Annotated in this window: 10 protein-coding genes; all 10 read left to right on the top strand. The window is 66.9% G+C overall.

The annotated features are described in order from the left end of the window. Positions 1–22: 22 nt before the first annotated feature. The 10 genes from B0B15_RS13365 to B0B15_RS13410 all read left to right on the top strand — a co-directional run bounded on the left by B0B15_RS13365 (position 23) and on the right by B0B15_RS13410 (position 12,496). On the top strand, positions 23–901 hold the full coding sequence (locus B0B15_RS13365; RefSeq protein ID WP_076677641.1) for a carbohydrate ABC transporter permease: 879 nt from the start codon (positions 23–25) through the stop codon (positions 899–901). Beyond that, positions 901–1,812: a carbohydrate ABC transporter permease gene (locus B0B15_RS13370; protein WP_083709040.1), complete on the top strand. Its 912-nt coding sequence runs from the start codon at positions 901–903 to the stop codon at positions 1,810–1,812. The genes B0B15_RS13365 and B0B15_RS13370 overlap by 1 nt, the downstream gene beginning before the upstream one ends. A gap of 16 nt (positions 1,813–1,828) precedes the next feature. Further along, positions 1,829–2,818, top strand: coding sequence for a LacI family DNA-binding transcriptional regulator (locus B0B15_RS13375; protein WP_076676872.1), 990 nt, complete (start codon positions 1,829–1,831; stop codon positions 2,816–2,818). Continuing rightward, complete coding sequence (locus tag B0B15_RS13380) at positions 2,815–4,209, top strand: glycoside hydrolase family 32 protein (RefSeq protein WP_076676874.1); 1,395 nt, start codon at positions 2,815–2,817, stop codon at positions 4,207–4,209. The genes B0B15_RS13375 and B0B15_RS13380 overlap by 4 nt, the downstream gene beginning before the upstream one ends. A 75-nt stretch (positions 4,210–4,284) precedes the next feature. Continuing rightward, entirely contained in the window at positions 4,285–5,844 is a 1,560-nt protein-coding gene (locus B0B15_RS13385; protein WP_076677644.1) for a glycoside hydrolase family 32 protein, read from the top strand. 377 nt (positions 5,845–6,221) lie between these two features. Continuing rightward, complete coding sequence (locus B0B15_RS13390) at positions 6,222–7,193, top strand: LacI family DNA-binding transcriptional regulator (protein ID WP_218123586.1); 972 nt, start codon at positions 6,222–6,224, stop codon at positions 7,191–7,193. A gap of 73 nt (positions 7,194–7,266) precedes the next feature. Continuing rightward, positions 7,267–8,934: an ABC transporter substrate-binding protein gene (locus tag B0B15_RS13395; RefSeq protein ID WP_076676878.1), complete on the top strand. Its 1,668-nt coding sequence runs from the start codon at positions 7,267–7,269 to the stop codon at positions 8,932–8,934. Between the two features lie 66 nt (positions 8,935–9,000). Further along, on the top strand, positions 9,001–10,401 hold the full coding sequence (locus B0B15_RS13400; protein ID WP_076676880.1) for a GH32 C-terminal domain-containing protein: 1,401 nt from the start codon (positions 9,001–9,003) through the stop codon (positions 10,399–10,401). After that, entirely contained in the window at positions 10,398–11,507 is a 1,110-nt protein-coding gene (locus tag B0B15_RS13405; protein ID WP_076676882.1) for a glycoside hydrolase family 172 protein, read from the top strand. The genes B0B15_RS13400 and B0B15_RS13405 overlap by 4 nt, the downstream gene beginning before the upstream one ends. 11 nt (positions 11,508–11,518) lie before the next feature. Then, complete coding sequence (locus B0B15_RS13410; protein WP_076676884.1) at positions 11,519–12,496, top strand: ABC transporter permease; 978 nt, start codon at positions 11,519–11,521, stop codon at positions 12,494–12,496. Positions 12,497–12,509 lie beyond the last annotated feature (13 nt).

Raw genomic sequence — 12,509 nt, forward strand, 5'->3', positions numbered from 1 at the left:
TCGTCGGCCCATGAGCACCTCGATGCTTCCCCGCCGGTCCGGGCTGGCCGTGGCCGTCTTCCTCGTGCCTCCGCTGCTCCTGTACGGGGCCGCCGTTCTGCTGCCGATCGTGCAGTCGCTCGTGCTGAGCCTCTTCTCGTGGGATGGCATTACCCGTCTCACCTTCGTGGGCCTGGACAACTACGTGAAAATGTTCACCCGCGACGACGTCTTCTGGACCGCGTTCGGCAACGCGCTGGGCTACCTCGCCATCTGCCTCGTCCTGCAGCTCGGTGGAGCCCTCGCCGTCGCGGGTCTCCTCACCGCGCTTCCCCGCGCACGTGAGCTCGTGAAGACGCTGTACCTGCTGCCCGCCGTGATCTCCACGGTGGCCATCGCGTTCCTGTTCCTCCGGATCTACTCGCTCGAACCGGTGGGCCTGATCAACCAGCTGCTCGCCTTCGTCGGCCTCGACGGACTTCAGACCGCCTGGTTGTCGAACCTTCAGACGGTGCTGGCCGCCGTGTCCATTCCCGAGGGGTGGCGCTTCACGGGCCTCTACATGCTCATCATCTACGCGGCACTGATCGCCGTGCCGAGGGAGCTCGAGGAGGCCGCGCGGCTGGACGGCGCATCGTGGTGGCAGACGTTCTGGCGCATCCGGTTCCCCTACATCCGTCCCGTCTGGATCACCACGACCGTGATGGCGACCACCTTCGCGCTGCGCGGATTCGATATCCCGTACCTCCTCACGAACGGTGGTCCGGGGCAGGCATCCGAGCTCCTCACGACCTATATGTACAAGACCGCTTTCGTGCACACCGATTACGGCTATGCCAGCGCACTCTCCGTCTTCATCGTGGTGGAATGCCTCGTCGCGGTCGGTCTCATCTTCCTGCTCCTCCGTCGAAAGGACGCGTGATGACCGCGACTCTCGCCCCCGCGCCCGCGGCATCCGCCCCCCGCAATCCCGAGATTGAACCCCGGCCGGTGCACCACTCGCCGCGCCTGCGGGTCCAGCGCACGCTTCTCACGGTGACCGTGATCCTGATCGTCGTCGTGCAGGTCTACCCGCTGCTGTGGCTCTTTCTCACCAGCTTTCGTACGGCCTCGGACTTCGCGGGCGGCGACCCGTTCGCCCTTCCGACGGAGTGGACGCTCGACAATTACGCGCGTGCGTTCGCGACGGGCAACCTTGCGCTGAACATCGGCAACAGCTTCATCGTCACCCTCGGCGCGAGCGCCCTCATCGTCGTGGCGGGGATGATGGCCGCCTACGCCCTGCAGGTGCTCGGGTTCCGCTTCAGCGGGCTCGTCCGTGCGCTATTCCTGCTCGGAATCATCGTGCCGGTGCAGATCGCGCTCGTCCCCCTCTTCGTCGACTACTCGCAGGTGGGGTTGCTCGACACCCACCTGTCGATGATCCTGCCGCTGGCGGCGTTCTCACTCCCGATGGGCGTCTACCTCTTCTCGTCGTTCTATGAGTACATCCCGCGGGAGTTATACGAGGCGGCCTCGCTCGACGGCGCCGGTCCGTACCGGATCTTCCTGCAGATCACGGCGCCGCTGTCGGTGAACACCATCATCACCGTCGTGCTGGTCAACAGCATCTTCATCTGGAACGACTTCGTCTTCGCGAACACCTTCGTGCTGTCCGACGGACTGAAGACGATCCCGCTGGGCCTGCAAAACTACATCGGAGCGATGGGCAACACCGATTGGACAGCGACGTTCGCCGCCGTGTGCGTCACGGTGACGCCACTGCTGCTGGTCTTCCTGGTGCTGAACAAGGCGATGATCGCCGGCCTCGAGAGCGGAGCCACCAAGGGATGAACGCGAGGATCCCCTCATGACCACCACCATGCGCGATGTCGCCAAGGCGGCCGGCGTCTCGGTTGCGACCGTGTCGCACGTCGTCAACGACAAGCCCGGCGCGCGCATCGGCGAGGATACCCGTCGCCGCGTGCACGAGGCGATCGCGGCGCTCGGGTATCGACCGAACGCTCTCGCCAAGACGCTGTCCGAAGGCACTTCTCGATTCATCGGACTCGTGGCGGATGCCATTGCCACCACGCCCTTCGCCGGGCAGATCATCCACGGTGCGCAGGACGAGGCGTGGCGCCACGGCTTCGTCCTCCTCGTGGCCAACACCGAGGGCAACGCCGCCGCTGAGAACGACGCGATCGCGATGATGCTGGAGCACCAGGTGCGCGGCATCCTGTACTCCACCTGGTATCACCGCGAAATCGACGTTCCGCCGCCCCTGCAGCACACCGAAACGGTGCTGGTGAACTGCTTCGCCGGTGACGACTCGTTCCCGGCGGTGGTCCCCGACGAGGAACAGGGCGGTCGCACGGCGACCGAGGAACTACTCGCCGCGGGGCATCGCCGCATCGCATTCCTGAACACCACGACGCCCTCGCCCGCTCGGGACGGACGGCTCGCCGGCTACCGTTCGGCGCTCGCGGAGGCCGGAATCACCTTCGACGCCGGGCTCACCTTCGAAACCGCTCCCGATCAGGAGGGCGGCTACGCAGCGGTCGAAGGAGTGCTCGCCTCCGGCGCCACCGGGGTCTTCTGCCACAACGACCGGGTCGCGATGGGGCTCTACGACGGGCTCCGTGACCGCGGCCTGCGCATCCCCGACGACATGGCTGTCATGGGCTTCGACAACCAGGACGTCATCGCGGCGCATCTCCGACCGCCCCTGTCGACCGTCGCGCTGCCGCACTATGAACTCGGCGCTGCCGGCGTGCGGACGCTGCTCGGACTTGATGCTCCGGCCGTGGGCGCTCGCCAGCTGATCTCTTGCCCCTCCGTTCCCCGGGAGTCGCTGTGAACCTTCCCCGGCCCCGGTTCCACCTCGCCCCCGTCCGCAATTGGATGAACGACCCCAACGGTCTGGTCTTCGTCGATGGTCGCTGGCACGCCTTCTTCCAGTACAACCCCGAGGGGAACGACTGGGGGAACATGAGTTGGGGCCACGCGTCCAGCCGCGACCTCCTGCGGTGGGAAGAGCATTCCGTCGCCCTTCCGTACCGACCGGGCGAGCAGATCTACTCGGGTTCGACCGTCATCGACGCCGACGGAACGCTCACGGCGTTCTACACGAGCGCCTACGCCCATGGCATTCAGGCACAGTCCCGTGCGACCAGCGTCGACGGGGGCGAGACCTGGATCCCGGATGCCGCCAACCCGGTGATCGACCGAGGGAGCTCCGATTTCCGCGACCCTAAGGTGGTGCGGCTGCCGCACGGCGGATGGCTCATGCTGACCGTCGAAGCGGTCGAGCGACGCGTGGTGTTCTATGCTTCCGACGACCTGCTCTCGTGGCGGGAGTCGGGATCTTTCGGCCCGATCGGTGTCGACGGCGTGGTGTGGGAGTGCCCCGACCTAGTCCTCCTTCCCGTGGAAGGGCGGCCCGGCAGTAAGCGGTGGGTGCTGCTGTTGAGCACCAACCCCGTCGGGGAGGATCCCGACCCCGCAGGCTCGGCGATGCACTACGTCGTCGGCGACCTCATCGACGGTACATTCCGCGCCGATCACGACGCCCTCCTACCCCTCGATCACGGTCGCGACCTGTACGCCGGCGTGACCTTCCACGACGCGCCCGGCGGAGCGGCGGTCATGCTCGCCTGGATGAGCAACTGGCGCTACGCCCATGTCGTCCCCTCCTCGCCCTGGCGGGGCGCGATGTCGATCCCGCGCACCCTCGGACTCCGCGACGTCGACGGGGAGCTGCGTCTCGTGCAACGACCGTCCGTCGACCTCCGAGACGACCGTTCGGATGCGGTCGAGGCTCCGCTCACGCTCGAGCCGCACGCCCTCGTGGATGTCCGTTGGGACCCGTCGGTGACCGGGGCCCTGCGACTCACCCTCGAGGGCGAGGGGGATGCCACGATCGAGATCGTCCATGACCCCGCCGCTGGCACCCTTTCCGTGTCGAGGGACGGGTCTGCCGCCCGCTCTCTGCACCCCGACTTCGCGGGCACCCGTGTCGCCCCGCTCATCGACGGCCGGACGGGCGTCATCACTGCCATCCTCGACGGACCGCTCCTCGAGATCTTCGCCGACGACGGAGCGACCGTGCTCTCGCACCTCGTGACCCTCGGCTCAGCCCCCGTGACGGTGTCGACCCACGTCCAGACCGGGACGGGTACTCCCCCGGTGCGCCTCGTCGTCTCCGACGGTGTCGTCCAGAAGGGTCGGGCGGTTCCGGCGACCGTCTGATCCGATTCCTCTCCACCGCCGGGCCACCCGGCGGGCAGTTCGACGCGCCCGCCACCGAACGAGGAAGTGAGCATCATGTCATTCGAGATCTCTCGTCGCACGTTGTTGCAGGGCGCAGGAGCCGGGGCCTTCGGCCTTGCTCTCACCGCCGCTGGCCCCGCGGCGGCTCGCGCCGACACCGTGTCGCAGCGTGCCGTTTACCACATGACCCCGCCGACGGCCTGGCTCTGCGATCCGCAGCGCCCGATCGTCTCGGGCGGCCAGTATCAGCTTTACTACCTGCACTCGAACATCAACAACGGTCCGGGCGGGTGGGATCACGCGACCACCGACGGTGTGAGCTTCACGCATCACGGCACCGTGATGCCGATTTCGGGGGGCGTGCCCGTTTGGTCGGGCTGCCTCGTCGTCGACACGGCCAATACGGCGGGCTTCGGTGCCGGTGCGGTGATCGCGCTCGCCACGCGTCCCACGAACAACGTCCGCAAGTACCAGGAGCAGTACCTGTACTGGTCGACCGACGGCGGGTTCAGCTTCACGATGCTGCCCGACCCCGTGCTCGTCAACAACGACGGCCGCACCGCGCAAACCCCCGCCGAGATCGACAACGCCGAGTGGTGCCGTGACCCGAAGGTGCACTGGGACGCAGGACGCAACGAATGGGTCCTGATCCTCGGACGCGCGCGATACGCCGGCATCTACACGTCGCCCGACCTGCGGAACTGGACGTGGCGGAGCAACTTCGACTACCCGAATCACGATCTCGGCGGTATCGAATGCCCCGACATCTTCCAGATGACCGCCGGCGACGGCACATCGCATTGGGTGATCGGGGCGAGCATGGACGCGTACGGTGTCGGCCTCCCGATGACCTACGCGTACTGGACGGGCACGTGGAACGGCACGCACTTCCTCGCGGACGACCTCACCCCCCAGTGGCTGGACTGGGGATGGGACTGGTACGCCGCGGTGACGTGGCCGAGCATCGAGGCACCCAACACCCGTCGCCTCGCGATCGCGTGGATGAACAACTGGAAGTACGCCGCACGAAACGTCCCCACCGACGCGACCGACGGCTACAACGGTCAGAACTCCATCGTCCGGGAGCTCCGTCTCGAGCACCAGCCAGACGGCCGATACACGCTGCTGAGCAGTCCGATTTCGACATTGGCTACGCACGCTACGTCGACCGTGACCCTGCCCGACCGCACGGTCAACGGCAGCACCGTCCTCCCCTGGAGCGGACGAGCGTACGAACTCGAACTCGATATCGCGTGGACCAACGCCACGAACGTCGGCGTCTCGGTGGGGCGCTCAGCGGACGGGTCCCGACACACCAACATCGGCAAGTACGGCTCCGACCTCTACGTCGACCGAGCGCCGTCGGATCGCAGCGGGTACTCCCTCGTCCCGTACACGCGTGCCGCGGCCCCGATCGATCCGGCCGCTCGCTCGGTCCACCTGCGGATCTTCGTCGACCGGCAGAGCGTCGAGGTGTTCGTCAACGCCGGCCACACGGTGCTCTCGCAGCAGGTCCACTTCCTGGACACGGACACCGGCATCTCGTTCTATTCGGACGGGGGTTCGGCCACCTTCACCGGCATCACGATCCGCGAGTTCGCGACCCCCGTGTGAGCAGCGGCGCCGCGGGACTACGGCCCCAGAGGTTCCGCGGCGCCTGCCCACCCATAGCCGAAACGCTCAAGCTGAGAGTGCTGCGTCTCCACGTCCCCGGCATGGACAAGGCTTCGACGAGCCACCTCGCATCTGATTGTCACCGAGCATCGGAACCGTGCATCGCGGGGGCGTCTTCGAGCTGCCGCTGACCAGCGATGGCGTCAGCCGGCGGCAGGGAGGTGGGCCTGGCGGACCGCGACGCATCTACGCCAGCGAGATGCGTAGCGGTATAGAACATATGAAGTTGACGGCCCTTCTGTCGCGCGTTAGTATCCGGTGAATCGCGCTACGTTAATGAGAGTTGAATGTCGATGGAGACAAGAAAGCCCGTCACAATGAGCGATCTCGCTCGTGACCTCGGCATTTCACGCTCCGCCGTTTCTTTCGCGCTAAACAACGAGTCGCAGGTCTCGCGGGAGACGCGTGAACGCGTCATCGCCAAGGCGGCCGAACTCGGCTACCGGCCCAACGCCGGAGCACGAGCTCTGGCCGGCCAGAAGACCGACCTCTTCGGCCTTGTGACAGACATCGTCTCGACTCCTTTTGGCGGCGATCTGATCGCGGGCGCCCAGGAGTGGTTCTGGAGCCACGGGAAGTCGCTCCTGATCGCGGGAACCAGCACGCCCGAGCGTCCCGACGCGCGGTCGATCGAGATGATGCTCGAACACCGGGTGGGTGGCATCCTTCTCGCGACCACCTGGAACCGCGCAATCGAGCTCCCCTCGTCCCTCGCGCACGTCCCCGTTGTGCTGGTGCACTGCTTCGACGCGCGCGGCGAGCGCCCGTCCGTCCTGCCCGACGAGGTCGAGGGCGGTCGAGCTGCAGCGCAGATGCTCATCGACGCGGGGCGGCGACGCATCGCGATGATCAACCTGCCGCCCGACATGGTGGCCGCGCGCGGCCGCCGTCACGGGTTCGAGGATGCTCTGACGAACGCAGGCATCGAGGCCGATCGAGACCTCATCGTCACGAGTGGCCCGGAAGCCGATTCGGCCTATCTTGCTGCGCACGACCTCCTTTCTCGACACGAGGTCGATGGCGTGTTCTGCGCGAACGACCGTATCGCCATGGGAACGTACGACGCCGCGCGCGACCTTGGCCTCGCGATCCCGCGCGACCTCGCCGTCGTCGGGTTCGACAACCAGGAGATCATCGCTTCCTATCTCCGTCCTGCCCTCTCCACGGTCGCGCTTCCCTTCCGGGAGATGGGCCGCCGCGGGGCAGAGCTTCTCACCCGGACCCACGACGGCGACCATCTCGAGCAGATCGTCGTCCCGTGCCCGCCCATCGTCCGAGATTCGGTGTAATCCGAGCTCGGCTCCAGACGGCGGCCCGACGCCGCCTCGCCCTGCACAGCCTGTTCAATGTCGAAAGGAAATCATGTCCCGCACACCTCTGCGTCGTTTCTGGCGCGCGTTAGTTGCCACTGCGGCGGTGGCAACCCTGGCCGGTTCGCTGTCCGCGTGTGCCCCGGGAGGCGGTGAGAACACCGACGGCCAGATCCTCCGGGTCGCCTCCATCGGAAACGCCTCCTTCACTCGGAACTTCAATCCCTTCTCGCCGACGGCACTCGACATGTCCAAGCGCGCGGTCTACGAGCCGCTCATGGTGGCCAACCTGGCCAAGGGTGAGATCGTGCCCTGGCTGGCGAAGAACTACGAGTGGAGCGCCGACGGGCTCACGCTGACCTTCACCCTCAACGACGGGACCACGTGGTCCGACGGCAAGCCCCTGACCGCCGCCGACGTCGTGTACACGTTCGACCTCTCGCGCAAGGTCCTCGGCGACGCGACCTACGACTACGTCGGATCCGCCTCTGCGCCGGACGACACGACGGTCGAATTCTCCTTCACGCGGCCGTATACCCCGGGACTGTACGAACTGGGCGGAATGCTCGTCGTTCCGCAGCACGTCTGGGAGACGGTGGACGACCCCTCGACGTACCAGAACCCTGACCCCGTCGGGTCCGGGCCGTTCACGCAGGTCGCGAACTTCTCGGCGCAGTCGTACGACCTTATGCGCAACCCGAACTACTGGCAGAAGGACAAGGCCGACTACGGCGGCATCCGCGTGATCGCCTACGGCGGCAACGACGCGGCGAACATCGCGGCCATCAACGGCGATATCGACTTCGGCCTGGGCTTCATCCAGGACATCCAGAAGACGTACGTCGACGTCGACCCGGAGCACCGCGGCTACTGGTTCCCCGCGGTGGGATCCACCATTTCGCTCAGCCTCAACACTACGCAGGCGCCGTACGACGACGTCAACCTCCGCAAGGCCGTCAGCATGGGCATCGACCGCGACGCCGTGGCGAAGAAGGGGATGAGCGGCTACACGCACCCCTCCGACTGCACCGGCCTCAGCGACGCGTACGACTCGTGGCGTGACCAGAGCGTCGTGGCATCCTGCGACTGGACGACCTACGACGTCACCGCCGCCAACGCCCTGCTCGACGCGTCGGGCTACCCGCGCGGAGCGGACGGCATGCGCACGACCCCGGCAGGCACACCTCTGACGTTCAACATCGGAGTCGGATCGGCCTCCACCGACTGGATCGCGGTCGCCCAGGTCATCTCCGACGACATGAAGGATCTCGGCATCAGCGCACCGCTGCGCGTGCAGGACTGGTCGCAGATCAATCAGGAGCTTTTCGGCGGCACCTACACCGGCAACATCGCCTGGAGCGCGGCCGGCGTCACGCCGTACGAGTTCTACCGCAGCCAGATGTCGTGCAAGACGGTCAAGCCGGTGGGCGAGGAAGCGACACAGAACTTCCACCGCTTCTGCAGCGAGAAGGCGGACCAGCTACTGGACCAGTTCGCTGCCGCGACCGACGAGGCCGCGCAGCACGACATCATGAACCAGCTGCAGGCCGTGTACTCCGAGACGGCGCCGCAGGTCCCGCTGTTCCCCGGGCCGGAGTGGGGTGCGTACAACAGCACCAACTTCGTCGGGTGGCCGAGCGAGGACGACCCCTACGCCACGCTCTCCCCGAGCGGGTCGAGCACCGTACTCGTCCTGACCACCATTCACCCGCGCGGCTGAGGGAAAGGGGGAGCGGGGTTCCGCCCCGCTCCCCCGCTTCCTCGCCTCCCCCGGACGAAAGCGATCATGCAACGCTTCTTCAAGCCCGATCACGCTCGCGTGGGCGACACCATCCCGTACTTCCACGACGGCGTGTTCCACGTGTTCTACCTCAAGCGTTACGCGGACGACACCCACGACCGTATCCAGACGGACTGGTGGCATCTGACGACCACCGACTTCGTCGCCTTCGACGAAGTCGGCACGGCAGTCCGCCGTGGCGGACCGGACGACGCGGACTACTCCGCCGCGACCGGCAGCGTCATCCGCATCGGCGACACCTTCTTCGCCTACTCCACCGGATTCGCGCGGGAGCCGCTGTCGGAGGGAGCCCGACATCAGACGATCCTCCGTTGGCGCAGCCCCGACCTGCTCACGTGGGAGAAGGACCAGGACTTCGCGCTCGTCGCCGACACCGAGCGCTACGACGCGAATGAATGGCGTGACCCGTCCGTGTTCCACGACGCCGAGGCCGGCGTCTACCGGATGCTCGTGGCCGGCGAGCTCAGGGACGGACCGGCCCACCGCCGCGGCGCGACCGTTCAGGCGACCTCGGTGAACGGTCTGGACTGGGAGATCGGCGATCCGCTGTGGGCGCCGGGCCTCTTCTCGGCGCACGAGTGCCCCGACCTCTTCCGGATCGGCGAGTACTGGTACCTCGTCTACTCCACACTCACGGACCGCACCGTCACCCGCTATCGCATGGCATCCTCCCTCGACGGTCCGTGGCTCGCCCCCGACGACGACGAGCTGGACGGACTGGGGCTGTACGCGGCGAAGACCGTGACCGACGGAACCACCCGCTATCTCGTGGGGTGGTGCCCGAACGCCACCGGCGGTGTCGACGGCGCCTCGTGGCTGTGGGGTGGCAACCTCATCGTCCACGAACTGCACCAGCTCGCGGACGGCCGTCTCGCGGTCCGCCAGAACGCAGCGGCCCGGGCTGTGCTCGAGCGATCCACCGACGGCCCCGCGGTCGAATTCGCGGGAGCACGAGTCGGGTCCGCGTACGGCTACGCCACGCACACACTCGCGACCATGCCGCACGCCGGGTTCGCAGACCTCACCCTGGACCCGGATGCCAAGGTTTTCGGCCTGGAACTCCGCACCGATAACGAGCGCGCCCACGGCTATCGCGTCTCGTTCGAACCCGCGCTGCGGCGATTCCGCATCGACCGCATCGACCGGTTCGGCGCCGACGCACCGTACGACAACCGCCCGCTGGACCTCCCCGCCGGGCCTCTCCGCCTCGCCCTCGAGTTCGATGGCGAGATCACCGTCGTCTACGTCAACGGACTCGTCGCCGCGACGCTGCGCGGTTACGACCTCCAGGGGAGCCAGCTCGGCGTCTTCGTCGAAGAGGGCGCCGTGGTCGTCGAATCCGGCTCCGTCCATCCCCTGCAGCAGACCCCGAAGGAAGACCGATGACCGCCCCCTCCTGGCTGACGACTGCGCACGCCGACCTCGCGTCGGGAACGCGCTCCCGTTCATTCACCGCCGAGAACCCCCGCGCCGAGGTCGGCGCCGGTGGGCGCTCGGCATCCATCCTCGGACCGACCCGAAAGGGGAGCCCGTGCATCACGCTGCCCGCGGGCGAGACGGTGACGCTCGCCGACGCTGCGGGTGCGGGAGAGATCCGTCACATCTGGTGCACCGTGTCCGATCACACCGAGGCGGTCGGATTCGTGCTGCGCGACCTCGTCCTGCGCATGTACTGGGACGGGTCCGATGTCCCCGCCGTCGAAGTCCCCCTCGGCGACTTCTTCTGCAACGGCAACGGGCAGCGCAGCCTCGTGACATCCGAGGTCGTGCTCGTCGCCCCGACCAGCGGGATGAACGCGTACTTCGCGATGCCGTTCTCCGACGGCGCTCGCATCACCATCGAGAATCAGCACCCTCGCGACGTCGAAGGGTTCTTCTACCAGATCGACTATCTCGAGCGTCCGTCTGCCGCCGACGTCGGTGATCTGCGGTTCCACGCGCAGTTCCGGCGCGAGAACCCGACGACGATCGCTGAGGACTACACGCTCCTCGATGGCGTGGAGGGGCGAGGGGTCTTTCTCGGCTCGTACCTGTCGATCGTCGCGCTCGAGCGCTACTGGTGGGGCGAAGGCGAGATGAAGTTCTTCCTCGACGGCGACACCGACCTCCCCACTATCTGCGGCACGGGGACGGAGGACTATTACGGCGGAGCGTGGGCCTTCCAGGACCGCCTCTCGAACGAGGTCGAACCCGAGGTGCTGACCTACAGCGCCCCCTACGTCGGCTACCCGACCTACCTCACGCGCGATACGTCGAAGCAGGCGGTCTACGCCACGGCCATGGCGCCGCTGCACGGGATGTACCGCTGGCACCTGCCCGACCCCATCTACTTCCACGAGAACCTGCGTGTGACGCTCCAGCAGATCGGGCAGGTCGGCCCCGACCTCGTGGAGCGGGCCGACGACGTTTCCTCCGTCGCCTACTGGTATCAGGACACCCCCGTCGGCACCGGCCGGTCCTTCCCGACCCGCTCCGAGCGCGCACCCCGTTAGGAGCGATCGACATGGCCTTCGTTCTCCGCCGACTGGGGTACTACCTCATCGCCTTCTGGGCGTCGCTGACCATCAACTTCCTGCTTCCCCGGCTGATCCCGGGCGACCCGGTCGGGCGCATGCTCGGCCAGATGCAGGGGTCGGTGACCGACGAACAGGTGCAGCAGTTCCGCCACCTGTTCGGCCTCGACGACCGCCCCATCCTGCTGCAGTACGTGCAGTACATCGGCGACGTCTTCACCGGCAACCTCGGACTGTCGATCTCGCAGTTCCCGACGCCGGTCTCGCAGGTGATCGGAAATCAGCTGGGGTGGACCGTGCTCCTCGGCGGAACCGCGCTGATCATTGCCGTGGTCGCCGGCAATCTCCTCGGCATCTGGGCGGCCTGGCGACGAGGCGGGGTCCTGGACAACGTGTTCCCGCCGCTCCTGGTGTTCATCGGCTCCTTCCCCTACTTCTTCATCGCAATGATCGCGCTGTACCTGTTCGCGGTGGTCATGAAGTGGTTCCCGGTCGGGCAGGCCTTCACCCTGGGCAGGACGCCGTCCTTCAGCTTCCCGTTCATCGGTGACGTGCTGTGGCACTTGGTCCTGCCCGCCGGCACGATCGTCGCCATCTCGATCGGGGGCTGGATGCTCGGGATGCGCAACACAATGATCGCCACCTCCGCCGAGGACTACATCACGATGGCGCGCGCGAAAGGGCTGCGCGAGGGGCGCATCATGTACCGCTACGCCGCCCGCAACGCGATGCTCCCCTCGGTGACGTCGTTCGGAATGTCGATCGGATTCGTCGTCGGCGGCGCACTGCTGACCGAGGTGGTGTTCGCGTACCCCGGCATCGGCTACCAGCTGCTCCGCGCCGTGCAGGCCCTGGACTACCCGCTGATGCAGGGCATCTTCCTGACTCTCACGGCGGCCGTCCTGGTCGCCAACTTCCTGATCGACATCGTCTACGTGCGCCTCGACCCGCGCGTGCGAGTGAGGTGACCCATGTCTCTGC

It is taken from the genome of Microbacterium sp. RU1D, assembly GCF_900156435.1.
In the GTDB taxonomy this organism is placed as follows: domain Bacteria; phylum Actinomycetota; class Actinomycetes; order Actinomycetales; family Microbacteriaceae; genus Microbacterium.